Below are 24,939 nucleotides of genomic sequence, written 5' to 3'. Positions count from 1 at the left end.
TGCTGCCGCTATTACAGGGTGCTTTTTGCCAATTGTTTAACACGCTGAACAATCGACATTACAAAACCAATGACCATAATTACTATACCCAGCCATAAGAGATTAATCATCGGGAACTCATACACTTTTAAGGTAATCAGGTCGGTAATATTACCACTTTCCTTAACTCCAATTTCCAACTCACCCTTATCCTGATTAATTACTTTATTGAATTTCAACACCAGACTCTGCGAAATAACACTGTCGGGCAAGGATCTAAGCTCCTGTCCTTTTAATGCAATCCCAGGAAATGCCCGATACTGTTTTCCTTCTTTGGAAATAACGGTCATATCCAGGAACAAAGCCGTTTCGTCCTTATTGTACTTGGAAGCTAGATCTTCGGGATTTACAGATACTTTATTCAGGATCATCATACCATTTCCATAAAACAAAGTATCGTTTACTTTCACAGCTCTGTTCTTAAAACTAACCGTATCTGCTGCCCTGTTCTCCTGGAAAGAAGTGATATAGACAAAAATGTCTTTATGCCAGTAATGCTTGGCTGCAGGATTGGCCGCAAAGCCTTCCATGCCCTTATTATTCTTTATAACATCCGGGTATAGTTTGAACTGCTCACTACCATCTTTGGCTTTAAAATCAATTTCAAAATATCTTTTGCGGTCTCTGGAATTAGTGGTATCCATAGTATAGGTTACCATATACTTGCCCATATCGGTTGCCACTGCTTTAAACAACGTTAAGTTTTCTGCTGGATCACCTGCTGGATTTCCCTTATCATCCTTGCTCTCCATACTTAGAGGTGTTACCCCTGTTGTGTTCCAGCTAAGCACGGTTTTTTTACCAGAGGAAATCAATATACCTACCAGTGCCAGACCAAATCCAATATGTGCTACTGAAGCCCCGGCAGCTTTAATCTTTCCCTTAACTCCCAGCCAAATATAGGCTGTGTTGGCAACTACTGCGTAAACAGCGGCAAAAATCCCTAAATGAATAGCGGCTAAAAATCCAGCACCCTTTTTCGTGTAGGAAATATCCCCCCAGATACTGATGGCAGCAGAAATAGCAACTGCAATAAAAGTGGGGATCATAATTTTTTTCCAGAATTGACCGCTGGGGGTATCCTTGTATTTCAGGTATTGTGTGGTTGCGGTAAGGATACCTAATATGATTGCTACAAAAATCTGAATCTGGTTATGGGCAAATTCCGGGTCCTGTGGCGGAGCAATATTGGTTCCAAAAACTTTGTTCCAAACAGGTGTGGAAGTTTTAGCTATAATAACCATACCCGACAAAAACAATACGAGTGAACCAATGAACATCCAGAATTCCCTGCTATAGGTGCTCTCTTCTTTCTGAATAGATGGAATTGATTTGTATCTGATAAAATACAAAATCATACCGGGTATAAAGAAAATCAAAACAAACAACAACAGCTGTGCATTCAATCCCATATCGGTAAAGGAGTGTACGGAAGTGTCGCCCAGGATTCCACTTTTTGTTAAGAAAGAGGAATATAAAATCAATGAAAAACTAATGATGTAAAAGAAATAAGTAGGTCTTAATGAGTACCCACTACTCTTGTAAATTAAATTGGTATGTAATCCGGCAATCAATGTTAACCAGGGAACCAAGGATGCATTCTCAACAGGATCCCAAGCCCAGTAACCCCCAAAGGATAAGCTTTCATAAGCCCAGGCCCCCCCCATCATAATACCCGTTCCCAAAACCGCTGCTGAAAAAGAAGCCCAAGGTAAAGCAGGCTTCACCCAATCGTGCTCTTTTTTGGCAAGACCTGCCATTGCATAGGCAAAGGGGACAATGGTAGAGGCAAAACCTAGAAATAAAACCGGAGGGTGTATCACCATCCAATAATTCTGCAATAATGTATTTAATCCGGTACCATCTTTAATAAAATCGAGATAGTTGGGTTGGCTGAATATGGGGGCGTCCATTTCATTTCTAAGCAATGCAAAAGGACTGATTCCGACTCTGGTACCAAAAAAGTACATGCCTAAAAGCATAGTAGCTATGAAAAACTGCGCAAAACTAATAACGGTCATTACCGGTGCTTCCCATTTGCCACTTTTCCATATAATAACCCAACCCAATACACAATGCCAGAAACTCCACAACATGAAACTACCTTCCTGCCCTTCCCAGAAACAACTCAAAAGGTACTCAAACTGAAGACTTAAATCGCTGTGCGTATAAGCATACTTATATTCGAACAGATGGTTGGAAATAATATAATACAAAGCCCCAAACAAAACAAGAATACTGACAGACTCAATGCCAAATGACCATCTGGCCAGTATTTTCCAAGACTTTTGCTCTTCTGCCGCAACACTAGAGGCTTTATAAAAAGCAAAAGTTGCCAACAGAGAAGCAACTAGACTCAGGATTGCAAAAAAATGTCCAATTTGACCTGGCAACAGGTGTTCACCAATATAATTCATGAAGTTAGCTTATGGTATGGAATAACATTAATTAGAGGTTTGCAGCTGTTTCTGCATGGCTGAAGGATCGTCCTTGTATTTGGATGGACATTTCAATAAGATATGTTCACATTCAAACTGATTATTTTGAACCTTTCCTTTCAAAACAATTCTTTCACTTTTTTCCATGTCGGTGGGCTTGGTATCGTGGTAAATCACTTTGATGGAATTACCAAGGGTATCAATTGCAGTAAAACTCAGGTAATTCGGATTTTTTACCGCATCATATTCAATTGCCTGCGTAGTATCTAACTTGGCAATCAAATTTACAAATTTACCCTCCTTTTCTTTTGCGGAAGCAATGGTCTCATAAGTAGTCAGGTCACCACTGTACTGAACCAGTACCGCGATAGCTGCAGCAATTAATACAAGAATGATAATATGCGTTGTTTTCATGATCTGAATTATAGTGCAAAGGTAACTTAAAAACAATAGGTTCAATGATTTGTTGTTACTTGTGGCTTGTTAAAATTTTTAACCTTATACAATAACCCGACATGTCTGAAAAAGCAGAAAAAATCATTGAAAATGCAGAAGATTTCAGACTTTTTATTGCCCGCATTCTGTTGGGATCTGTATTTATAGTTTTTGTGATAATGCTGATTTTGCAACAACTTCCCTATCAATGTGCCGATCAAAATCCAATGCTTTTGAAAGCAAACACAATCAGTGGCATCCTAAGTGTTGTTAGTTCCAGTTTGGTTATTGCCGCCTTTTTTATCCCGACTAAATATTTAGCCATTTCAACCACTGTATTGTTGTATCTATTCAATTTATCATATCTGGGTACAGAAAGAGAAATATATTACAGTTTCATATGGTGGGTACCTATTCTTCCACTTTGTTTTTCAGCTGTACGGTCAATTTATCTATTGAATAGGTATAGATGGTTTATACCGCTATTTGCAATGGTAGACGCCTATAATAAAGGGCTCCATTTATCAGCCTTTCCAATTTATCTGCTTTATTTTGTCCCTTTTTTACCCTTTAAACGACTATTTGTTTCATTTAACAGTCATTTTGAGCCCAGATAACCGATTAAATAGTGTTGTTTTAACATTTAGCACCTAACTTGCATCCCGTTTTCAACACTGCTCAATATGACAGACTTATCTGGCTTTAACCCCAATGCGGTTGCCAACCCCAACAACAATATTTTTGGGCTCCCCTTCACTGAAGATGAATCAAGCGTTGTAATCCTTCCTGTTCCCTGGGAAGTAACGGTTAGTTACGGTGCAGGAACAGCCAGGGCTGCAGAACATGTTTTTAAAAGTAGCATGCAGGTAGACTTACTGGATATGGATGGAGATGCTGGCTGGAAAAAAGGCTTCTTCATGAAGGAAATCGATAAGAAATTACTATTGAAGGGAGACTACCTTAGAAAAGAAGCAGAATTATACATTGACTATATTTCCCAGGGTGCTGAACTAACCAACAATAAGTTCATGTGCAAAAGTTTGAAGGAAATAAACGAGGGGGGTATATATCTTAACAATTGGGTATACGAACAAAGCAAAGCTTTGCTGGATAAAGGGAAGCTGGTAGGTATATTGGGCGGAGACCACAGTACCCCGTTGGGCTTAATGAAAGCCCTGGCGGAAAAACATGGTTCTTTCGGAATTATTCAGATTGATGCCCATTGCGACCTAAGAGAAAAATACGAAGACTTTACTTATTCGCATGCTTCCATCATGTATAATGCTTTGAAGGAAATACCGGAAATAAGCAAACTGGTACAGGTTGGAATTCGCGATTACTGTGAACAGGAATGGGAGTATATCTGCAACAGTAATTTCCGTGTCATTACTTATTTTGATAAAAACGTGAAAGAGAGAATGTTTGAAGGCCAGACATGGGGAAAAATTACCGACGAAATCATTCAACATTTACCTCAAAAAGTCTATATCAGTTTTGATATTGATGGATTAGACAGAAAACTTTGCCCCAACACGGGTACACCCGTTCCGGGCGGTTTTGAAACAGAAGAAATTATTTATTTATTTAAGAAGATAAAGCAAAGTGGCAGAGAGCTGATTGGATTTGATCTGGTTGAAATTGGCGTGGGCCAAACAGACTGGGACAGCAATGTAGGTGCAAGAATTTTGTGGAGACTTTGTAACTTGATGGTATTATGAAAACCTACGACTACATCATTGTCCTGAAGAAAAGAAGTTTTGCCACCGTTGATCTGGTTAGCCAAATCATGCTGATCATTGCTGCCATTGCATTTGTAGCTGCTTATTTCACCGGTTTTATTATTGGCACCATTAGTATCGTTATGGCGGCAGCAGTACTTGCCTGGCTTATCTATTGTATCTGGCAAAACAAGAGAGGCATTGCTCCTTTCTATCGCTTTGGACTGTTGATTGGTGCCATTGGCTGGTATTCGCTGGAAGATGGTATCTGGGTTGCATGGATTTACTTACTGGCTGCCATGTTAGAAAAACAGGTAAAATTTCCGGAAGAAATTGCCTTTGATGAGAACGAAATTGTAAAAAATAGTTTCCCTAAAAAAAGATACAGCTGGTCAGAACTGAACAATGTGGTTTTAAAAGATGGATTGCTAACCATCGACTTCAAAAACAACCAGCTCATTCAAAAGGAACTGGAATCCGGTACTACCGAAACATTGGAACAGGAATTCAATGCCTATGCCAAATTAAATCTAGAAAAAACAAATTATGCAAATTAGTCCCTACCTGCTGTATTCTGATGGTGAAGGAAATATATTTGAAGACGATACCCTCTATGCAGTGGGACGTGCCGGCTGGGATGCATTTCCGGTAGAGCCTGATCAGTGGATAGAATTACCACAGGGAGGTAATTTATATGAATTGCCCGGAAGAAGAGGCATTGGGATTGATGTGCAAACAGGTGAAATGCGGCTTTGTGAAAAAGGATGGGCAGTGGCAGCATTTATTCCACCGGCTTATACCGGATTATTTATTGCAGCATATGAAACCATGCCGGATGCACCAACCCTACCCTTGTTCTGTTATACAGCAGTAGGCTGGATGAACGACAAAAACTATGTACCTGCAGTAAGAATAGAAAAAGACATCAGACAGGAAGCTGCCGGATTTGATCCGGAAGCGATTGAATCAGGTACAGCTCATTTACTCAAAGCATATCCAGATAACAGGCTGGTAAAGCATTTAATGGACAATTGCTGCATGACTTATCATTGTCCGGCAGCCAGAAACTTTTCGCTTGGCAGATGGGAATGCCCTGTGCCTACCTCTCCTGCTTGTAATGCCAACTGTATTGGCTGTATTTCTTTTCAGCCCGAAGAAGAAACCATTGTAAGCACGCAAGATCGCTTAACATTCAAACCCAGTGCAGAGGAAATTGTAGAGTTCACCGTTCCGCATTTATTGAATGCTCCTTTCCCCATTATCAGTTTTGGTCAGGGATGTGAGGGAGAACCCTTATTGATGTGGGAAACCATCAGGCAGTCAATCATAGAAATCAGAAAGCATACAGATAAAGGAAGTATTAATATTAATACAAACGGATCAAAGCCTGCTGCAGTTGAAGAACTTTGTAAAGCAGGATTAAACAGCATCAGGGTCAGTACGAATTCTGCACAGAAGCATATTTATGAAGCTTATTACCGCCCTAACAATTATACTTTTGAAGACATTGTTGAAAGTTTAAAAGTGGTTCGCAGGTATGGAGGTTGGACTAGTATCAATTACTTTGTATTTCCAGGTATCACAGATAGTGAATCAGAATATGAAGCACTCAGGAAACTGATATCAGAAACTGAACTCAATATGATTCAATGGAGGAATTTTAACATTGATCCGGACTGGTATATGGGTAAAATCGGGATGGGTGAAACAGGTGATATGCTGGGCGTTAAACAATTAATGGACCTGATTCATGAAGAGTTCCCTGCTGTAAAATTCGGATATTTCAATCCCCCAATGGAAAGAATAAAGGGAGACTTTAATCATCAATTTGCCGGCGCACAATAACCCATGCAAGCCAAAGCAAATACGCAAACAAGGGATGGGGTTTTACTCGCAATTGCCGCTACACTTTTATGGTCTGGCAATTTTATTATTGCCAGAAAAGCAAGTGAAAGCATCGGTCCTGTGAGTCTTGCTTTTTATCGCTGGTCTTGCGCCACCATCGTCTTATTCCCTTTTGCATTGAATAAAATAAAGGCAGAATCAACTGCAATGAAATTAAACTGGAAAATTTTATTGCTCTTGTCTTTTACAGGCATAGCCTTGTTTAACACGTTTGTGTATGTTGCCGGACATCATACAACGGCCATTAATATGGCATTGATAGGCACTACATCCTCCCCCATTTTTGCCACTGCCATGGCAGCTTTTTTTTTAAAAGAAAGAATGGGCTTTTTCAGAATCATAGGGATGTTGATTTGTATCGCTGGAATTATTCTGCTCATTTCAAAAGGCAGCTGGGATGTACTTAAACATTTTAAATTTTCTATTGGTGATGCCTGGATATTAGCAGGGTCTTTTGCTTTTGCGGTTTACAATATTCTGGTTCGCAAGAAACCTTCCGGCATTAGTCCGCTATCTTTTCTTTGGATATTGTTTTGCTTAGGCACTTTCATGCTACTTCCTTTTTATTTAATGGAACAACACTTTACCAATTACCAAACTAACTGGTCTTACGGTTTACTTGGATCTATTCTTTATTTGGGTATTGGTACATCTGTTCTGGCTTTCTGGAGCTGGAATCTGGCGATTGCCAAACTAGGGGCAGGCAGAACCGTGCTTTTTGGAAACCTGATACCTGTATTCAGTACATTGGAAGCTGTTTTTTTATTGGGAGAAAAAATGACAATGATTCATTTGTCAAGTGGAATTCTGGTAATAGCAGGATTAATTATTGCCAATATAACCCTTCAAAAAAATAAACAATAATGGAATTTGAAGTCATTGCCTTATTGTGTTTTTTCGCATTCCTTGCAGGATTTGTAGATGCCATTGTGGGAGGTGGTGGATTAATACAATTGCCGGCTGGATTAATTCTGCTTCCGCAATATGCTGTGGGAACAGTGGTTGGTTCACTTAAAATACCTGCATTCACAGGTACTGCATTTGCAGCCAGGCAATACCTTAAAAAAGTGGCTGTTAACTGGAAACAGGTTGGAGCAATGTGTGCGATTGCTTTTACTGCTGCCTTTAGTGGTTCTCAATTGCTTTCTGTTATCAGCAATCAATACATGAAGCCGGTCATTTTTGTAGTGCTTTGCCTGGTTGCCATATACACTTATTCTAAGAAAAATTTTGGTCAGACCAATCTTGCCCCGCTATCTCTTAAAACGGAATGGAGATATACGATTGTGATAAGTGTGATCATAGGATTTTATGACGGGTTTATTGGCCCGGGCGCAGGGAGTTTTTTCATCATGGCATTTATTGGAATTTTAGGTTTCGATTTTTTAAAAGCAAGCACACATGCCAAACTCATCAATCTTGCAACCAATCTGGGCTCTATCAGCCTGTTTATGCTAAAGGGTTCTATTCTATGGTCAGTTGCTATTCCCATGGCCATTTGCAATGCAATTGGAGGTATCCTCGGAGCCAAACTGGCCATTTACAAAGGCAATCAGTTTATCCGCATTTTCTTTTTATTTGTAGTAGCAGCAACTTTAGTAAGATTTGGCTATGATATTTTTCTGAAATAAGATTCAGGAAATTAACCTTTCATTCCTAAAGAAATTAGGGGATTATTGTACTTTTAGTGCCGATGAAATCAGCAAATGTAAATTCGCAGCAGATTCAGGTTAAAGCCGCAACCATCACGGCTATCATTACTATTATTTTATTTTCCCTGTTTTTTTATGTACGCTATCAATTGCCACAACCACAGGTAATACAGGAAGGTGAAGGTATTGAGGTAAATCTGGGAAATGCAGAAACTGGCTATGGGGATATTCCTGTATCAGGCAATAATAATCCTTCAGAAGCCGAATCTACCAATTCGGATGCTACTACTGATAACGACAAGGCAACGGAAGAAGTAAACAACGAAGAAGATATAGCCGTAAACAGAAACAAACCCATTGAAAATAAAAAGCTCAATCCGGTAGTTAACAATACGCCTCCTACTCCTAAACCCAAAGCTGTATTTTCTAATAATACCAACAGGAACACTGCCAGTGGCGGGGCCTCCATGAACGATAGCTATAAAAATGCAGCAAGCCAGGGTATTGCAGGAGGTAAGGGAGATCAGGGCAAGCCAACAGGTAATCCATTATCGGACAGCTACAATGGCAATGCTGCCAGTGGCAACGGAGGATTGGGCGGAACGGGGGGAGTTAAAATAAGAAGCGGGCTGGATGGCAGAAGAATTACCAGACTACCCTCTTTTGAAGATGACTTTAATGAAAATGCAAAAGTAGCTGTAGACATTACAGTGAACGAAAGCGGGTCTGTTATTGCAGCCAGTATTAATCCCAAAGGAACTACAACAACCAATCCTTCTATCAGAAATATTGCCATTCAAAAAGCAAAGTCTTTAAAATTAAATGCAGCCGAAGCTTCTGAACAAACGGGCACTTTGATTTTTGATTTTAAACTGAGAAACTAAGCATTGTTTTTTCATGAACTATTCTGAAACACTTGACTATTTATTTAGCCGCCTGCCCATGTTTAGCAGACAGGGAGAATCGGCTTACAAAAAAGATTTAACCAATACCATCGCTCTTTGTAATTTTCTGGACAATCCACATAAAAAGTTCCCCAGTATTCATATTGCCGGAACCAATGGGAAAGGCTCTACCAGCCATATGCTTGCATCTATTTTTCAGGAAGCAGGATACAAAACAGGTTTATACACATCCCCGCATTTAACTGATTTCAGAGAACGGATAAAAATAAATGGCAAGTGTTGTAGAGAAGAATTTGTAATTGATTTTACAGCTAGAATGAAGGAACAAATAGAATTGATAGAACCTTCATTTTTTGAAATAACGGTTGCTATGGCCTTTGAATACTTTGCAGCAGAAAAGGTAGATATTGCCATTATTGAAACTGGATTGGGAGGAAGATTAGACAGCACGAATATTATTCAGCCTGTTCTAAGCATTATTACCAATATTGGCATGGATCATATGAACCTGCTGGGAAATTCCATCCCTGCCATTGCTGCTGAAAAGGCAGGCATAATTAAACCAGGTATACCAGTGGTTATTGGAGAAACGCTTCCTGAATCCTTACCAGTTTTTTTAGGTGCTTCATATGCCAGCAACATTTCTTTCGCACAGGAAAAGAGATACATTCACGACTGGCTGTTTCAGGATTTGCATTTACAGGTAACTATTGTTGATAAAGAAAAAAATGAATATCACCGGTACTTACTGGACTTGCCTGGATTTTATCAGACCAAAAACTTATTGACTGTTCTGGAAGCTTGTGAAGTGCTAATAAAAGCAGGATGGAAAATAAAAGAGGATGACATTCAAAAAGGCCTCTCCAATGTTAAAAAATCAACAGGATTATTTGGAAGGTGGGATCAGATTCACCGTTATCCAACTGTGGTATTAGATGTAGGTCATAATGCAGATGGTGTAAAAGCCATACTGGCTCAACTGGATTTATGCAGCTACAAACAATTGCACTGGATCATGGGGATGGTAAAAGACAAGGAGATTGATGAAGTTTTATCTTTACTTCCGTCTACCGCAAAATACTATTTCACCAAAGCACAGATTCCAAGAGCACTGGACGAAAAACAGCTTCAGGAAAAAGCAAAACAATTCGGTATTGCAGGAGATGCTTATGCGGATGTAAATCTGGCACTCAATGCTGCCATGGAGCAAGCCGATCAAAATGATTTGATTCTGGTTTGTGGCAGTGTTTTCCTGGTTGCAGAAGTAGACCGGATTCCATTCAATAAGAACTAAGCCTTTATCCAACCCAATTGAATAGCCGCGGCATACATGGCACTCAGTTGAATGCCGTGTTGAAATTCGTGTTGAAGTAATTTCTGCATAAATGCTTCCCGCTGCAGAAAAACCAGCTCAATGTCTTCGAACGGATCTAATGCAACCGTTCCTGTTGGTACCACATTTTTAGCTAAGAAAAAATATGCCTGGTTTTTTTCCAAAGGAGGATTGGGATGAATTTTATATAAAAATTCAAACTCTTGGGTTTGGAAACCTGTTTCTTCTTCCATTTCTCTTTTTGCTGCAAACGCCGGATCTTCCCCGGGTTCAATAATACCACCTGGAAGTTCCAGAGAAACAATCCCTGCAGCGTGCCTGTATTGACGAACCAGTACAACTTCTTCATTGGGTGTTACCATAATAATATTGCAAAAGTCCGGAACACTAATTGTAAAATAAGGATCAATAACAGAACCATCCGGTAGTTGACAACGATCTTCCAATACGGTTAACCATTTCTTTTTATAAACCTCTTTGGATTCCAGCAGTACCCATTTTCGGCTATTATAATCCATACTAATACACAATTAACTTATTTAATTTCATCAAAGCATACAGGATAGTACTGGTTTGCATAGACTGAACAAACTTCTGAGATTTAAAATCGTCAATGAACTGATCCCACTCCAACTCAAGCACTTCAACTTCTTCTTCTGTATCTCTTACTGCGCTTGGATCCTCTTCACCTCCTGTTGCCAGAAACATATGCATTACATTGGTATTGGTGTTGGGATTGGGAGAAATTTTACCCAGGTATTCTATTTGTTCAAACCGGTACCCTGTTTCTTCCAGCAACTCGCGCTCAATTGCTGTTTCCAGCATGGTATCCGTTGGATCAACACATCCTCCGGGCAACTCAAGAATAATTTCGTCAATACCGGGTCGGTAAATTCTCTCTACAATGACGGTTCCTCTTTTGGTGATGGCCAATGCCGTTGCATAATCCGGAAACCCATAGATGTAGAAAGGCTCTATTACAGAACCATCATTTTTCTTGTAACTGTTTTTTCTAACATCACACCACTTGTCTTTAATCAGCTGTTCTGAATGCAAGAGCTCCCATTTATTCATATTGATGTTATTTACCAGTTATTCTTAGTTCTCAAATACAGGATATGTCCTGTGTGGTGTTTGCCATGCCAGGCATACATTCCCAGCATATACCATAAAGTCATTATTTTTTTACTACCCGGATGATATAAAGTCCTTTCCCAGTCTGCTTCGCTTAACCCTTTTATAGTTGCATGCCATCTGGCATGAAGGGCGTGCAGCAAAGTGATAGAGGTATTGATGGGTACTGTATCTATATCCGCCAGTTCATTCCACTTATTTTCATCATACGGTTTAATGATAGGCTGATCTTCTGTTAATGCCAGTTTAAAGCGGGCATAGGCATTAATATGGCTATCTGCCAGATGATGTACCACCTGATGCAAAGTCCACCCGCCCGGTCTGTAGGGCGTATGCAATTGAGCTTCATCCAGATTAAGTACGGCATTTTCTACCTCCTTAGGTAAAAACAAAATGTCAGCCACCCAGTCATTCATTACCTCTTTGCTGAAAGGCTTAGACTGGTACTGCCCTATTGGATATTGTGCTTCAAGCATGCGATTAATTTTCTGATCTTAACTGATGTCCTGTAAGGTTTATAAATACATCTTCCAGATTGGCATTTTTTACTTGCTTAGGTCTTTCAAATCCTGTGGCTACAAGGTTGTCAATTAAGGCATCCGGTGTGTCTAATGCGATTACTTTTCCCGAGTCTATAATTGCTACCCGATCGCAAAGAACTTCCGCCTCATCCATATAGTGTGTGGTAATAATTACCGTGGTTCCCTTAGATCTGATTGACTGAATGAGTTCCCATAAATTTCTTCTCGCCTGAGGATCAAGACCTGTAGTAGGCTCGTCTAAAAAAATTATGCGGGGTTGATTAATCAATGTAGTTGCAATAGCAAAACGCTGCTTCTGCCCCCCGCTTAATTCCTTGAATTTTGCTTTTGCTTTATCAGTTAAATTAACCAGATTCAATAGTTCTTCCGGATCCGTCTTTTGGTTGTATAAACCTGAAAACAAAGCAATCAACTCAGATAAATTCAGATTGGGATAGTACCCGGCCGTTTGCAATTGCACGCCGATGATTTTTTTAATTTCATTGGGAGAGTCATCCAAATTATATCCAGCAACTTCAACCAGACCACTGGTCTTGGTTCTAAGTGTTTCAATGATTTCCAGCGTGGTAGATTTTCCGGCTCCGTTTGGACCCAGCAAACCAAAGATTTCGCCTTCCATCACCTCAAAACTAATCCCTTTCACTGCATGGAAGTCACCATACTTTTTATGCAAATCGTGTACACAAATAATTGAGTTTGCCATGTTTACCATTTTACCACCAACCCCAGGGATTGGTTCCCCACCCCTATTGATACGGTTTGTCTTTTATTGTATTGCTGATTAAACAAATCTACGGCCGTTAGCAGATGACGCTGTGCCACCAGGTTAAAATACCCCCCTGCAATGGAGCTCAGGAATCCAGCGCCTACCAAAGTCCAGGCAGTTCCGCTATTGTTACCTGAGAATTGATTCACTCCAACTAGCAAAGTGATGGCACCAGCAAAATTAAAAATCTGGCCGGTTATTTTATTCGATTGATGTTTCTGGTAAGACCCGATGATTTCACCATTTCCCGATCTGTAAAACAATTGCTTGAATTGCGCACTTCCTTTATAAATAGTATCATTATAAATGATATTATTTGGCTTGGTCATCATAGTATAATTCATTTTCCCTGGCAATAGTGGCTGTTGGGCGTAGAGCTTGGAAAAAACAGAAAAAAATACAAATAAAAAAATCATGGTATATCTCATAAACACTATTTTTTTTCCAGCACATCCGCAAGTTCTTGCATCATCATTTTGCTACCGATAAACAAAGGCGTTCGCTGATGTAAAGAGGTTGGAACAATATCAAGAATCCTTCCAACCCCATCGGTTGCAACCCCACCTGCCACTTCCAGAATAAAGGCAAAAGGATTAGCTTCATATAATAAACGCAGTTTACCTTGAGGTTTGTCGGTAGTTCCCGGATACATGAAAATCCCTCCTTTAATTAAATTACGGTGCACGTCTGCCACCATACTTCCAATATAACGTTGGGTGTAAGGCCCCCCGTTTTCTTTGGTTTTACGTTGACATCCATCTATGTATTTTCGAACGGGTTCTGCGTATTGAAAAAAGTTGCCATGGTTAACTGAATAAAACTTTCCTGTTGGGGGACAGGTAATATTGGGATGACTCATGGTAAACTCTCCGATGGAAGGATCCAGGGTAAAACCGTTGACCCCCCTACGGGTTGCATAAACAAACATGGTACTTGACCCATATATAACATATCCGGCAGCCACTTGATTTTTTCCTGGTTGCAGAAAATCTTCCTTGGTGCAGGGTTTTCCTAAGGGGCTTACCCGCTTATACACACCAAAAATTGTTCCTATGGAAACATTCACATCTATATTACCGCTTCCGTCCAGGGGGTCAAATAACACTACATATTTACTGTTATTGCTTACTTCATCGTCAAATACTACAAAATCATCCATCTCTTCACTTCCAATTCCAGCACAGCTGATGCCATGCTTCAATACGCCCATAAACTGGTTATTGGCGTATATATCCAGTTTTTTTACATCTTCTCCTTGAACATTAATGCTACCTGCATCTCCCAGTATATCTACTAGCCCTGCTTTATTCACTTCTACGTTTACCCTTTTTGCCGCCAATGCCATGTCTCTAAGCAAACGGCTCAGTTCTCCTGTAGCCGACGGGAACTGCCTTAACTGTTGTAGCGTAAACTCATCTAAGGTGAGTACGGTTCTGTTAATTGTCATATAGCGCTTTCGTTTATATAAAGATAATAATTGGGCGGGTACGGAACGTATATTTGTACGAACTGAAAAGATTATCACAAGCCATCAAGTATGAAAATATTCAAATTCGGAGGTGCCAGCGTAAACAGTGTTGACAGAATAAAAAACTTAAAATCAATCGTTGCCTCCCATCAACAGGAACGCCTGGTAATTATTATCTCTGCCATGGGAAAAACAACCAATGGACTTGAAAAAGTAGCAGATGCCTATTTTAAAGGAAATAAGGAAGAAGCCTTGCAGCTATTCAACGTGGTAAAGAACCAACACCTTACTACAGCTAAATATTTACTGGTATTACAATACAACGAATGCGTGCAGCAATTAAACGACTTTTTTACAGAAGTAGAATGGCTTTTACATGATAAACCAGTAAGAAACTATGACTACTATTACGACCAGATAGTTTGTACAGGCGAACTTTTCAGTACCTGTATTATCAGCCACTTTTTAAAAGAAGAAAAAATAAATAATCAATGGCTGGACGTAAGAGATTTGCTTAGAACGGATAATAATTTCAGAGATGCGGGAGTTCAATTTGATTTTTCTGCATCCAGAATTAAAGCAGCAATTGAAGAGTTCAACGGCCATATTACCATAACGCAGGGATTCATTGGAGCCACAGACGACAATGAAAGTACTACATTGGGCAGAGAGGGAAGTGATTATACAGCTGCCATTTTTGCCAATATTCTGGATGCTACTGAATTAACCATTTGGAAAGATGTGGAAGGGGTAATGAATGCCGATCCTAAATCATATCCTGATGCACAGCTAATTAAAGAGCTAAACTTTAATGAAGTAATTGAAATGGCTTATTATGGCGCCCAGGTAATTCATCCAAAGACCATAAAGCCGCTACAAAATAAAAATATTCCTTTACTGGTGAAATGTTTTTTAGACCCATCTCTTAAAGGAACCATCATTCATCACAAGCACGTAAAAAACCTTCCTCCTATTATAGTAAACAAGGAACACCAGGTTTTGATGCACCTGAAAACAAAAGACTTCTCTTTTATAGGAGAAGAGCCTATGAGTATTCTGTATCAGATTTTCAGTGAAATAAAAGTGAAGCCCAATTTAATTCAGACTGGAGCAATCAGTTTGCAGCTTTGTCTGGATGATCACGAGGAAAAAATAGCAATGCTTGCGGAAAAATGTAGTCATCTATTTGACGTACAGATTGAAAAAATGCTGACTTTAATAACCATCAGGCATTACAACGAGGAAATCATTAGTCATTTATTAACCAATCGGCAGATATTGCTTCAGCAAAAAACAAAAGAAACTATTCAGACTATTTACAGAACCCAGTAAATTACGCTAAATATTTTTCCAGCGTAGCATACAAGTCATCCTGTTTAAAGGGTTTTACCAATACCTGATTGATTCCTGCAGCCAGATAGTCGTCCAGATCATCCTGAACAATGGTTGCTGTGAGGCCAACTATTGGCATATTTCGCTTGACTTCATCAGGATACTGCCTTACAAAAACAGCGATTTCGTCTCCCGTTAACTTTGGCACATTAATATCAGTGAGAATAATATCGTAAACATTCTCTTTAAACATCTGCAATCCCAGCTCCCCGTCTTTAGCAATATCGTACACAATTCCGACCTTTTTCAACAACATGGTCAATAACATAATGTTCACGTCATTGTCTTCAATCACCAACGCTTTTTTGCCCTGAAGTACAGGAGAAATACTAGTCATAGTTGTTTGTTCTTTATCTGTATCAACTTTTTCGGTTGCCAGTTCATATGGAATGGAAAATGTAAAAACTGAACCATGGTTCAACTTACTTTCAACACCAATGGTCCCCCCTTGTAATTCTACCAGCATTTTACATATTGACAAGCCAAGCCCTGTTCCTTTGATGGCTCTTCTATTATCCTTTGTGGCTGTGTTATTAGACACCTGCGTAAATTCTTCAAAAACGGTTTTAATCTGATCATTGGGAATACCTATTCCAGTATCAGCTACAGCAATACGAATAACCGCTTTATCGGGGGTTTTAGATGCAATTACAGCATCAATGGTTACCCCGCCCTTTTCTGTAAACTTAATAGCATTGCTTAATAAGTTGTACAGAATTTGTTTTAGACGGAATAAATCTCCCTTAACCAAAAGACTTTCCGGCAAATTAATTACGGTGTTAACTCGGATGCCTTTTTTGGCTGCGCTGGTACTGGATAAAGCAAAGCTAACTTCCTCTATGGCAGATTTAATATAAAAGGGTTGTTTTTCCAATTTCAGTTTTCCTGCATCCAATTTTGAAAAATCAAGCACGTCATTAACAGTAGACAATAAATGCTCAGATGAGGTTTTAATAGCATGAAGAAAATTCCTTTTTTCTGCGTCTGTCTCAATTTTATCGATGATTTCCGTGAAGCCCATAATTGCAGTTAGAGGAGATCTGATCTCGTGACTCATATTGCTCAAAAACCTGCTTTTCACCTGCGCCAGTTTTACCGCTTTTTCCCTGGCTTCCAGTATTTCATTCTCATAATTTACCATCTTGTAAATATTGTATACCAGTACTCCCACAATAAACAAGATGATAAGCAGTGATATCCAGAAAAACTTTTGAATTACATCGGTACCCGTAACGGCATTTTTGAATATGGTTTGATTTAAATTTTCCCTAAATGCATCTTCTTTTATTAATACCCTTTTAAACTGTTGATTATATTGGGCCAATAAAATGTTTACAGAATCTGTTTCACTAATCCGGGATACACCAATCTGATTTTTTTTGAATTTCGAAGAAAGATTTTGAAAATCTGCAATCATTGCTGGCAAAGGACGTTCTTTTGCCAACTGATGAACAATTTGAGCAGCTCTGCCACTATCACTTTCCTGCTGCAGATTTATTAATCGTTTAAGGGTATTATCGACCAGCTTTGAAGATAAATCAATTAAAGAAGCTTCACCGGTTTGTAAATATTTATTATACACCAATTCTAACTCTACCAATTCATCACTGGCACTCCGCAATAAGCTGATGTTTTTATTCTCAATACTTAAAGTGTCTATGGAATTTTTAAGCGTTATGATATTTCTGGTGTTGATTACATTTAAGAACAAAATGGAAACCACCACTACCAAACAGGCTGTAATTAATATGATATTTGAAAAGGAAAGCTTAGCTCGCTTCATTAGATAACTACAATTGTATAATTAAACCAAGAGGTCTTCAGCGGCTATCAGGATTGTAATAATTAGTCACAAAATACTAAATAATGCAATACATTGCTTACCGGACAAGTATTTTGTATGAACCCTCCTGTGTAATTCCAATGATTGGCAATTGCTTATATTGTTCAAAATAATCGTAAATATCTTTCAATTGGCTGGTAAACCGATGGTATTCAGGATTGGCTCCTACCAGCATCTGTATGGCTTTAGCGGACTGATGATTATTGAATCTTATGGGATATATATGAACAGGTATATAATCTTGACCTTGCTTTTTTACAATACTTGCCAGTACATATAACTCTTCAATAGGACTATTTAAAATGGGTATACAACCCACAGTTGCACACTGTCCGTGAATATAAATTTCCCCTCCCGGAGCATTTCTGTCTGCAAAAACCAGATCACTCTGATTGGGGTAATTAAGTCCAAGGGAGAAATGGTAATCGCTGTTTGGATTAAACTCATTAATGTAATAAATCCCTTCCGGAACTTGCTTATCCCCCTCTCTTCTTTTGGGTCCAAGCTTACCGGACAATGCACAAATATTATAAGTTTTAAATAAAACAAATGGCTCGGTTAAACTATTCTTTACCCATAATTCTAGCACACCATCCTGTTTAAAACTGCGTATATACAGCTGCTTTGCAGGCCAGCTTAGATTGGCCTCCTGAAACTGTTGTTTTAAAGCATTCTCTCTTCTGTTAAAAACGATCTGTTCTTTTTTGGTCAATGCTTTAAAATCCTGGGCAAACAGTTCGTTGCCAGTAAAATGCAAGGATAACAATAATAAAACAACACAGTATTTCATACGATTATCGAATTAAAGGACCAAAACAAACAGCATTCATAAACATTTTAGAAGTCCCCAGCCAGAAAGCTCTGAAATTCAGGTTATCTACCATGGAGATAATTCTGCCACGGCCCAGATTATCAACATTTACGGCTGCGGTATTTTTTACAGCATTTTTATAGCCTCTGTAAAGATAACCACTCTGTAAAGGTTGGTCTGTATACATCACGGGAGAGTCATAGGCACCATTGTTCTTATCCATGAACAAGGTATTAGATTTAAAAATGGTAACCGATGGATTATTATAACCAAAGCCCAATGGATGTGTCAGATCAACCTTGGCTTCAAACAGGGAGCCGGTCATATCTTTCGCTCTGGTCTCATCTGAACGCAGGAAATAGGGCAATTGCAAAGTGGAATCTCTTTTATCATCTCCGGATTTAAATAATACTTTAGTGAATCCATTGGAAGAGAGCCACTTGGTTGCATCTTCGGTTGCAATTAAAGTACCGCCAGCGCTGATCCATTCCTTCAGCTTATCCTGAGCGTTTTTATTTAAATTGTTATAAGTGCCGGAAGCCATAATAATTACATTATACCTGTCTGCATTAATAGAACCAAAACGATCCACGTCTACAATGCTCACAGGAACATTGAAACGGGTATCCATCATATGCCAAATTTCTCCCACATCTGTGGCACTGGTTCCGTTGCCCCCAAACATCATCACTGATGGCTTTTTAAGATGAACAAAACTATTGCTTCCCAAATCAATCCCATCTGAAGAAAAGCCTGTAGCCAATGCATAGGCATCTACTCCATTCTGTTGTATGGCTTCATTTACCATTCCTGCAACGGTTTGAGCATCCATAGACTGAATACTCAGTGGAACAATGATAGTACCATAATCGAAGAATTCTTCCTTGCCGGCAATCATCATTTTAAATTGTTTGGATGCCACTTTCGTTTTAATTCCTCTATCCTGAAGCTTATAAAGTACTTTAGGTGAGTAATACTCATTCCATTTAATGGCATATGCATAAGGATTGGCACTGCCGATAACAGCGGCAGTTAGTTCAACAGGCTGGTTCAGCTTTTGCGAATTAGTTGAAATAAGGGTTTTGATTTCTGCATATGGCAGGCCAAAGGCAAGCGGCATAGTCCAGGCAGTAACATCATAGAACAAGCTGTCCTTATAATTGAATGTTTTTTCAAAAACTGTTTTAATGATTTTGAATTGTTTCTGAGCAGTTGGAATCAGGAAGGAAGAACCGGGTTTAAAAATTTTACCTTCTGCATTGATCTCCGATTTTACCGGATAAATTTCAATCTGATGCCTTAACAACATTTCTACAAAAATCTGGGTCTTGGCCTTATCCTGTGCGTCACCGAAAACAAAGGCTTTTACCGGATAAGCTTCAGCCTCCTTAATTACATCTTTAAAAAAAGATCGCTGATAGTCCAACATTTGTTTTCTTAGCCCCTTGGCTGCTGCCAGTGTGGATAGAGTAGTGGTAAACTGATTCCTGATTGTAAAAGGAAAACTCAATAAACCATTCTCGGTTTCCTGAAGATGCCCCCGGCTACTCGCCTGCTCAAACAAAATTCCAACAGCTCCATTGATATCCGGATAAGTAGACCCCTTACCGTAATAAAAATCATCGTAACCTTCTTTGGTAAAATACAAGGAACCGATGCTATCTAAAAACTGTGCATGATAATTTCCTATAGCAGCCGTTAACTCCTGATTTTTAGCAGGGGTATTCGGGTTAACCCTGGAAGGAACACCCGGTTGAAAAAAGAAAGTAGAATTACTTCCCATTTCATGGTGATCCGTTAAAATATTAGGCTTCCAATCGTGATAAAGAGAGAGGCGGTTTCTGCTTTCCTTGTGCTGGGCCGGTAACCAGTCGCGGTTTAAATCGAACCAGTAATGATTAAATCTTCCTCCTGGCCACACTTCATTAAATTCTCTTGCATTGGGATCGCTCACCGGTGTAAAACTCTTGTGCATATTTACCCAATTGGCAAAACGATTTAATCCGTCTGGATTAAAAGAAGGGTCCAGAATAATCACTGTATTCTTTAATAAAGCATCTATTTCAGGGCCTTGTGCTGCAGCCAGATAATAAGTAGCCAAAAGAGCAGCATTAGCTCCACTGCTTTCATTTCCGTGTATACTATATCCCATCCAGACCACAACAGGCATTTCACTGATATTGAGGCTAGAAGATTGATCAGGATTGGTTAGTGCCAGATGTTGCTGACGAATCTGTTCTAATCGCTGTTGGTTTTCAGAAGACGTTATAATCAGCGCCAGTTGCTGTCTGCCCTCGTTGGTTAGTCCGAGTGGTTTCAGGATCATTCGGTCGGAAGCCTGGTCAACTGCTTTTACATACTGCACCAAACGGTCATGGGTAACATGCCATTCCCCTACCTCATGGCCAACAATACTTGCAGGCGTTGGAATTGATTTATTGTATTGAACGTTCCTGGGTAAATAATACGACAGGTCCTGTGCAAAAGCTGCTGCAACAAAAAGTGACAATAGAAATGCAATCGTAATTTTTTTCATTCCTTACCAATTTGAAGCGGTAAGTTACTGAAGAAAAATTATCTAGGCATACATTTCAGCACGCAACTCTTTCACCCTTGCATCTTCCAGATATTCATCAAATGTCATCAGACGATCAATGATTCCTTTAGGGGTTAATTCAATGATTCTGTTGGCCACGGTTTGCATGAAAGTGTGGTCATGAGAAGTAATGAAAACAATACCAGGGAATGACTGACAACCTTCGTTAAAGCTTTGAATACTTTCGAGATCCAGGTGGTTGGTTGGCTGATCCAGAATCACCAGATTCGGATTCTGCAACATCATACGGCTAACCATACAACGTACTTTTTCTCCCCCACTTAGTACATTTGTTTTCTTTTGAATATCATCACCGCTAAACAGCATTTTGCCAAGGAACCCTCTGATAAAGGGTTCATCTGCATCGGTTACATGTGGTGGCACATATTGACGGAGCCAGTCCATCAAACTTAATCCTTCCTTAAAGAATTCACTGTTTTCCTGAGGTAAATAAGCCTTTGTAATGGTAGTCCCCCACTCAAACTTTCCACCTTCCAATGGAGCATTTTCTGTAATGGTATCGAAAAAGGCAGTAACGGCTAATGGATCCCTGCTCAGGAATGCAATTTTCTCGCCCTTATTTACACTAAAGGTTACTTTATCAAAAAGAACCCTGCCATCAATCGTTTTTTTCAGGTTCTCCACATTTAAGATTTGATTACCCACTTCTCTTAATGGCTGAAAAATAATACCGGGATATTTACGGTTGGATGGCTCAATTTCTTCAATTGTCAACTTCTCTAATGCCTTCTTTCTTGAAGTTGCCTGCTTACTCTTTGATGCATTGGCCGAGAAACGGGCAATGAAATCGAGTAATGCCTGGCGCTTTTCTTCGTTCTTCTTATTCTTATCGCTGATTTGACGGCTCATCAACTGACTACTTTCGTACCAGAAAGTATAGTTACCGGTGAAGACTTTAATCTTTGAACGGTCTACATCAGCTACATGCGTACAAACAGTATCCAAAAAGTGACGGTCGTGACTTACTACCAAAACGATATTCTCATAATCAGCAAGGAAATTCTCAAGCCAGCCTATTGTTTCAATGTCCAGACCGTTGGTAGGTTCATCCAATAATAGAATATCCGGATTGCCAAACAATGCCTGAGCTAGCAATACCCTTACTTTTAAGTTACTCGGAATCTCGCTCATTAAACTATTGTGCAACTCATCATGTACGCCCAGACTGTTTAAAAAGCTGGCTGCATTGCTTTCCGCTTCATATCCTCCCATTTCGCCAAACTCTGCCTCCAGTTCTCCTGCACGCATGCCATCCTCCTCTGAAAAATCTTCCTTGGCATATAAGGCATCTTTTTCATGCATTACTTCCCAAAGCCTTTTATGTCCCATTAAAACGGTATTTAAAACCGTACAATTATCAAACTCAAACTGGTTCTGTTTTAAAACAGCCATTCTTTCACCTGGTGTAATTTCGACTGTTCCTTTATTGGGTTCAATTTCACCACTTAAAATCTTCAGGAAAGTAGATTTTCCTGCTCCGTTGGCACCAATTACGCCATAGCAGTTACCCTTGGTAAAATTGATATTTACTTCGTCAAAAAGAACCCGCTTACCATAAGCGAGTGTAATATTCCTTGCACTTAACATTGATTGGCCGTTTTGGGCTGCAAAATTACGACTTTAAAAGGGAAATCCGAAGGAACTTGCCTTTTGATTACCATTCCGCTCTTGCAGAGGGGTTAACAGACAGAGAAGCAAAATCTCCTTTTTGAAATTTATGGTAGGCAGTAATGGCTATCATAGCAGCATTATCTGTACAATAGCTGAAATCGGGAATAAAAGTTCTCCAACCCCGTTTCTGGCCCAATTCCATCAATCCGTTTCTTAAACCACTATTTGCACTTACGCCACCTGCAATACATACTTGTTTTACATTCGTTTGCTGAACAGCTTTGGCCAGTTTCTTTAAAAGTATCTGTACAATGGTATGTTGCACGGAAGCGCACAAATCATTTTTATTGGCCTCAATGAAACCGGGTTCCTGCTTCTGCAAAAAATACAACACAGAAGTTTTTAAACCACTGAATGAAAAATTAAGTTCCGGAATCTGAGGTTCGGCAAACTTGAACTTTAAGGGGTCTCCCAATTTTGCATACCGGTCAATTAATGGACCGCCAGGGTAAGGCAAACCCAGCAACTTAGCTGTTTTATCAAATGCTTCTCCGGCTGCATCATCAATGGTCTCTCCAATTACCTCCAGTTCATGCGCCGATTTAGCCAACACAATCTGTGTATGTCCCCCGCTAACGGTTAAACATAAAAATGGGAAAGATGGTCTATTCTCCGGTATCAAATTGGCCAGCACATGCGCCTGCATATGATGCACTGCAATCAGTGGAATCTGTAAGGAAAGGGAAAGTGATTTGGCAAACTGTGTCCCTACCAGAAGACTGCCAATTAAACCGGGTGCCTGTGTGAAAGCAACGGCACTGAGATCCGACAGTTTTGATCCTGCCTGCAATAAAGCCTGATCTACAACGGGTACAATATTTTGCATATGTGCCCTGCTGGCTAATTCGGGCACTACACCCCCATATTGTTCATGTACAGCTTGAGACGCAATGACATTACTTAGAATTTCACCGTCTTTGCAAATGGAAGCTGCCGTTTCATCGCAGGAAGATTCAATTGCCAAAATTGTTATGCCCATCTGGCAAAAATACTATTTAGTTCTGATGGCAACTACCGGATCTAGTTTAGCAGCAATGGAAGCCGGAATGATACCCGCCAATACGCCTAGCCCAATACAAATACTAAGTCCAAGTAGCACGATATTGGGAGCTATATAAATAGGAAACGGGAGTACTGAACTTAACACCAGTGACAAAAGCCAAACCAGTGTAAGTCCTATTAAACCTCCCAATACACATAGAAAAGCACTCTCCAGCAGAAATTCTGTTAAGATGGTACTTCTCTTGGCTCCGATTGCTTTTTTTAATCCAATCTGACTGGTTCTTTCTCTTACCGTTACGAACATGATATTGGCCACCCCGAAAGCCCCTACAATCAAACTCAATCCTGCAATGGCCCAACCGCCTGCCGTAACCTGTCCAAAGAATCCGTTCACCTGCTCACTGAACATGGCCACATCATTACAAGTAAAGTTATCTTCTTGTGTGGGACTCAATTTTCGCAATTGTCGCATTACCCCATTCAACTCATCCTGCAAGGCAGAAGAGGCAATTTTGGGCTTGCCTTGAACTATTATATTGGGGCTGCTGGTTTCCGGGCTATATATGCTTGCGAAATAGCGATAGGGAACAATCATACAATCATCGTAGTTAAAGCCTCCAATGAAACTCTGACCTTGTTTTTTTATGACGCCTACCACATACACTTTTCTCCCCCCAAAAGAAATTTCTTTTCCCACTGCTTTTTCTGCTTTCCCGTACAATTCTTCTGCTACTTTAAAACCAATAACCCCTACGGCAGATCCCCTTAAAAAGTCAGACTCAATTAAATATCTCCCGGTTTCTATATCAATTGTCTGAATATTATTGAACTCACCAGTTACTCCGTATATACTTGTATTATTCAGAATATTGTCGAGATAGCTGTAGTTTACATTTCTACTTACAAAAAATGCTGCATAAGCCGCCAGCTCACTTTTCTGCTTTAATGCGTCCAGTTCTTCAATTTTAACATTCGGCCGTTTCATGTATTTCCACCAGGGGTAATCAGGCCCTCCACCATAATTCCACTTGTCAATATAAATGGTATTGCTCCCTAATGTTTTAATGTCGTTCTGCACTTTTCTTTCCAGACTATCTACAGTTGCCAATACCCCGATTATGCAGAAAATTCCAATGGTAATTCCAAACAAGGAAAGAAAAGTACGTAATTTATTTACTTTGAGCTCCTGCAAAGCCATGCGGAAACTGTTCCATAAAATACTCAGTAATTTAACCATACCCAAATGTACGTTTAATCATCACTTTTGA

23 protein-coding genes are annotated in these 24,939 nt (G+C 39.6%); 9 read left to right on the top strand and 14 right to left on the bottom strand.

The features are described 5' to 3' along the window. Nucleotides 1-11 precede the first annotated feature (11 nt). A complete protein-coding gene (ccsA, locus tag F777_RS0108055; protein WP_026751593.1) occupies nucleotides 12-2,456 on the bottom strand; it encodes a cytochrome c biogenesis protein CcsA in 2,445 nt (814 codons plus the stop codon). A gap of 27 nt (nucleotides 2,457-2,483) precedes the next feature. Then, a complete protein-coding gene (locus F777_RS0108050) occupies nucleotides 2,484-2,891 on the bottom strand; it encodes a cytochrome c maturation protein CcmE domain-containing protein (protein ID WP_026751592.1) in 408 nt (135 codons plus the stop codon). A 101-nt stretch (nucleotides 2,892-2,992) separates the two neighbouring features. Here F777_RS0108050 and F777_RS0108045 point away from each other — a divergent pair, with 101 nt between their 5' ends. The 8 genes from F777_RS0108045 to F777_RS0108010 all read left to right on the top strand — a co-directional run bounded on the left by F777_RS0108045 (nucleotide 2,993) and on the right by F777_RS0108010 (nucleotide 10,386). Then, nucleotides 2,993-3,529 carry a hypothetical protein gene (locus tag F777_RS0108045; protein WP_026751591.1) on the top strand — a complete coding sequence of 179 codons (537 nt, stop codon included), beginning with the start codon at nucleotides 2,993-2,995 and terminating at the stop codon, nucleotides 3,527-3,529. Between the two features lie 66 nt (nucleotides 3,530-3,595). After that, nucleotides 3,596-4,630: an agmatinase family protein gene (locus tag F777_RS0108040; RefSeq protein ID WP_026751590.1), complete on the top strand. Its 1,035-nt coding sequence runs from the start codon at nucleotides 3,596-3,598 to the stop codon at nucleotides 4,628-4,630. Continuing rightward, nucleotides 4,627-5,187 (top strand): hypothetical protein, encoded by a 561-nt coding sequence (locus tag F777_RS0108035; RefSeq protein WP_026751589.1) that lies wholly within the window; start codon nucleotides 4,627-4,629, stop codon nucleotides 5,185-5,187. Before F777_RS0108040 ends, F777_RS0108035 begins: the two co-directional genes overlap by 4 nt. Then, nucleotides 5,177-6,475, top strand: a complete 1,299-nt coding sequence (locus tag F777_RS0108030; protein ID WP_026751588.1) for a radical SAM family protein — start codon at nucleotides 5,177-5,179, stop codon at nucleotides 6,473-6,475. Before F777_RS0108035 ends, F777_RS0108030 begins: the two co-directional genes overlap by 11 nt. 3 nt (nucleotides 6,476-6,478) lie before the next feature. Continuing rightward, nucleotides 6,479-7,399 carry a DMT family transporter gene (locus tag F777_RS16165; protein ID WP_037369246.1) on the top strand — a complete coding sequence of 307 codons (921 nt, stop codon included), beginning with the start codon at nucleotides 6,479-6,481 and terminating at the stop codon, nucleotides 7,397-7,399. Then, a complete protein-coding gene (locus tag F777_RS0108020; RefSeq protein ID WP_026751587.1) occupies nucleotides 7,399-8,166 on the top strand; it encodes a sulfite exporter TauE/SafE family protein in 768 nt (255 codons plus the stop codon). Before F777_RS16165 ends, F777_RS0108020 begins: the two co-directional genes overlap by 1 nt. A 62-nt stretch (nucleotides 8,167-8,228) precedes the next feature. After that, nucleotides 8,229-9,071, top strand: a complete 843-nt coding sequence (locus F777_RS0108015; protein ID WP_026751586.1) for a hypothetical protein — start codon at nucleotides 8,229-8,231, stop codon at nucleotides 9,069-9,071. A 13-nt stretch (nucleotides 9,072-9,084) separates the two neighbouring features. Next, entirely contained in the window at nucleotides 9,085-10,386 is a 1,302-nt protein-coding gene (locus F777_RS0108010; protein ID WP_026751585.1) for a bifunctional folylpolyglutamate synthase/dihydrofolate synthase, read from the top strand. On the opposite strand, the gene F777_RS0108005 is transcribed toward F777_RS0108010, so the two are convergent. The 6 genes from F777_RS0108005 to fbp are packed head-to-tail and all read right to left on the bottom strand — an operon-like array spanning nucleotide 10,383 to nucleotide 14,314. Beyond that, a complete protein-coding gene (locus F777_RS0108005) occupies nucleotides 10,383-10,943 on the bottom strand; it encodes an NUDIX hydrolase (protein WP_037369244.1) in 561 nt (186 codons plus the stop codon). The genes F777_RS0108010 and F777_RS0108005 overlap by 4 nt on opposite strands. Before the next feature lies 1 nt (nucleotide 10,944). Beyond that, nucleotides 10,945-11,499, bottom strand: a complete 555-nt coding sequence (locus F777_RS0108000) for an NUDIX hydrolase (protein WP_026751583.1) — start codon at nucleotides 11,497-11,499, stop codon at nucleotides 10,945-10,947. Nucleotides 11,500-11,510: 11 nt separating this feature from the next. Further along, nucleotides 11,511-12,035, bottom strand: a complete 525-nt coding sequence (locus F777_RS0107995) for a YfiT family bacillithiol transferase (protein WP_026751582.1) — start codon at nucleotides 12,033-12,035, stop codon at nucleotides 11,511-11,513. A 4-nt stretch (nucleotides 12,036-12,039) separates the two neighbouring features. Next, nucleotides 12,040-12,804 carry an ABC transporter ATP-binding protein gene (locus F777_RS0107990; protein ID WP_026751581.1) on the bottom strand — a complete coding sequence of 255 codons (765 nt, stop codon included), beginning with the start codon at nucleotides 12,802-12,804 and terminating at the stop codon, nucleotides 12,040-12,042. Nucleotides 12,805-12,806: 2 nt separating this feature from the next. Beyond that, nucleotides 12,807-13,295, bottom strand: a complete 489-nt coding sequence (locus F777_RS0107985; protein ID WP_026751580.1) for a hypothetical protein — start codon at nucleotides 13,293-13,295, stop codon at nucleotides 12,807-12,809. Between the two features lie 5 nt (nucleotides 13,296-13,300). Continuing rightward, the gene (fbp, locus tag F777_RS0107980; RefSeq protein ID WP_037369241.1) at nucleotides 13,301-14,314 is read right to left on the bottom strand and encodes a class 1 fructose-bisphosphatase; all 1,014 of its coding nucleotides are present in this window, start codon (nucleotides 14,312-14,314) and stop codon (nucleotides 13,301-13,303) included. Between the two features lie 90 nt (nucleotides 14,315-14,404). Between fbp and F777_RS0107975 the strand changes: the two genes are divergently transcribed. Next, nucleotides 14,405-15,667 (top strand): aspartate kinase, encoded by a 1,263-nt coding sequence (locus F777_RS0107975; RefSeq protein ID WP_026751578.1) that lies wholly within the window; start codon nucleotides 14,405-14,407, stop codon nucleotides 15,665-15,667. Between the two features lies 1 nt (nucleotide 15,668). Here the strand turns inward: F777_RS0107975 and F777_RS16160 are convergent, their stop codons facing one another. The 6 genes from F777_RS16160 to F777_RS0107940 form a co-directional block, all read right to left on the bottom strand. Further along, on the bottom strand, nucleotides 15,669-17,510 hold the full coding sequence (locus F777_RS16160) for a hybrid sensor histidine kinase/response regulator (protein WP_051408508.1): 1,842 nt from the start codon (nucleotides 17,508-17,510) through the stop codon (nucleotides 15,669-15,671). 97 nt (nucleotides 17,511-17,607) lie between these two features. Then, complete coding sequence (locus F777_RS0107965) at nucleotides 17,608-18,360, bottom strand: L,D-transpeptidase family protein (RefSeq protein WP_026751577.1); 753 nt, start codon at nucleotides 18,358-18,360, stop codon at nucleotides 17,608-17,610. Nucleotides 18,361-18,364: 4 nt separating this feature from the next. Next, nucleotides 18,365-20,917: a M14 family metallopeptidase gene (locus F777_RS0107960; RefSeq protein WP_026751576.1), complete on the bottom strand. Its 2,553-nt coding sequence runs from the start codon at nucleotides 20,915-20,917 to the stop codon at nucleotides 18,365-18,367. 42 nt (nucleotides 20,918-20,959) lie between these two features. Then, nucleotides 20,960-22,585 (bottom strand): ABC-F family ATP-binding cassette domain-containing protein, encoded by a 1,626-nt coding sequence (locus F777_RS0107955; RefSeq protein ID WP_026751575.1) that lies wholly within the window; start codon nucleotides 22,583-22,585, stop codon nucleotides 20,960-20,962. 67 nt (nucleotides 22,586-22,652) lie between these two features. Continuing rightward, nucleotides 22,653-23,648, bottom strand: coding sequence for a tRNA (adenosine(37)-N6)-threonylcarbamoyltransferase complex transferase subunit TsaD (gene tsaD / locus F777_RS0107945; RefSeq protein ID WP_026751574.1), 996 nt, complete (start codon nucleotides 23,646-23,648; stop codon nucleotides 22,653-22,655). Nucleotides 23,649-23,660: 12 nt separating this feature from the next. Then, nucleotides 23,661-24,908: an ABC transporter permease gene (locus F777_RS0107940; RefSeq protein WP_026751573.1), complete on the bottom strand. Its 1,248-nt coding sequence runs from the start codon at nucleotides 24,906-24,908 to the stop codon at nucleotides 23,661-23,663. Between the last annotated feature and the right edge of the window lie 31 nt (nucleotides 24,909-24,939).

The organism is Sediminibacterium sp. C3 (genome assembly GCF_000508085.1).
Classification (GTDB): Bacteria; Bacteroidota; Bacteroidia; order Chitinophagales; family Chitinophagaceae; genus Sediminibacterium.
Note: the sequence above shows the minus strand (reverse complement) of the source record. Positions and strands in the feature narration are given on the sequence as shown.

Bases quoted from the DNA above. Each gene is read 5' to 3' on its own strand.
- F777_RS0107955 (WP_026751575.1), bottom strand. From the start codon at position 22,585: ATGTTAAGTGCAAGGAATATTACACTCGCTTATGGTAAGCGGGTTCTT.
- F777_RS0108045 (WP_026751591.1), top strand. From the start codon at position 2,993: ATGTCTGAAAAAGCAGAAAAAATCATTGAAAATGCAGAAGATTTCAGA.
- F777_RS0107985 (WP_026751580.1), bottom strand. From the start codon at position 13,295: ATGAGATATACCATGATTTTTTTATTTGTATTTTTTTCTGTTTTTTCC.
- F777_RS0107965 (WP_026751577.1), bottom strand. From the start codon at position 18,360: ATGAAATACTGTGTTGTTTTATTATTGTTATCCTTGCATTTTACTGGC.
- F777_RS0108040 (WP_026751590.1), top strand. From the start codon at position 3,596: ATGACAGACTTATCTGGCTTTAACCCCAATGCGGTTGCCAACCCCAAC.
- F777_RS0108050 (WP_026751592.1), bottom strand. From the start codon at position 2,891: ATGAAAACAACGCATATTATCATTCTTGTATTAATTGCTGCAGCTATC.
- F777_RS0108010 (WP_026751585.1), top strand. From the start codon at position 9,085: ATGAACTATTCTGAAACACTTGACTATTTATTTAGCCGCCTGCCCATG.
- F777_RS0108030 (WP_026751588.1), top strand. From the start codon at position 5,177: ATGCAAATTAGTCCCTACCTGCTGTATTCTGATGGTGAAGGAAATATA.
- F777_RS0107990 (WP_026751581.1), bottom strand. From the start codon at position 12,804: ATGGCAAACTCAATTATTTGTGTACACGATTTGCATAAAAAGTATGGT.
- F777_RS16165 (WP_037369246.1), top strand. From the start codon at position 6,479: ATGCAAGCCAAAGCAAATACGCAAACAAGGGATGGGGTTTTACTCGCA.
- F777_RS0107940 (WP_026751573.1), bottom strand. From the start codon at position 24,908: ATGGTTAAATTACTGAGTATTTTATGGAACAGTTTCCGCATGGCTTTG.
- fbp (WP_037369241.1), bottom strand. From the start codon at position 14,314: ATGACAATTAACAGAACCGTACTCACCTTAGATGAGTTTACGCTACAA.
- F777_RS0108005 (WP_037369244.1), bottom strand. From the start codon at position 10,943: ATGGATTATAATAGCCGAAAATGGGTACTGCTGGAATCCAAAGAGGTT.
- F777_RS0108020 (WP_026751587.1), top strand. From the start codon at position 7,399: ATGGAATTTGAAGTCATTGCCTTATTGTGTTTTTTCGCATTCCTTGCA.
- F777_RS0107975 (WP_026751578.1), top strand. From the start codon at position 14,405: ATGAAAATATTCAAATTCGGAGGTGCCAGCGTAAACAGTGTTGACAGA.
- F777_RS0107995 (WP_026751582.1), bottom strand. From the start codon at position 12,035: ATGCTTGAAGCACAATATCCAATAGGGCAGTACCAGTCTAAGCCTTTC.
- tsaD (WP_026751574.1), bottom strand. From the start codon at position 23,648: ATGGGCATAACAATTTTGGCAATTGAATCTTCCTGCGATGAAACGGCA.
- F777_RS0108035 (WP_026751589.1), top strand. From the start codon at position 4,627: ATGAAAACCTACGACTACATCATTGTCCTGAAGAAAAGAAGTTTTGCC.
- F777_RS0107960 (WP_026751576.1), bottom strand. From the start codon at position 20,917: ATGAAAAAAATTACGATTGCATTTCTATTGTCACTTTTTGTTGCAGCA.
- F777_RS16160 (WP_051408508.1), bottom strand. From the start codon at position 17,510: ATGAAGCGAGCTAAGCTTTCCTTTTCAAATATCATATTAATTACAGCC.
- F777_RS0108015 (WP_026751586.1), top strand. From the start codon at position 8,229: ATGAAATCAGCAAATGTAAATTCGCAGCAGATTCAGGTTAAAGCCGCA.
- ccsA (WP_026751593.1), bottom strand. From the start codon at position 2,456: ATGAATTATATTGGTGAACACCTGTTGCCAGGTCAAATTGGACATTTT.
- F777_RS0108000 (WP_026751583.1), bottom strand. From the start codon at position 11,499: ATGAATAAATGGGAGCTCTTGCATTCAGAACAGCTGATTAAAGACAAG.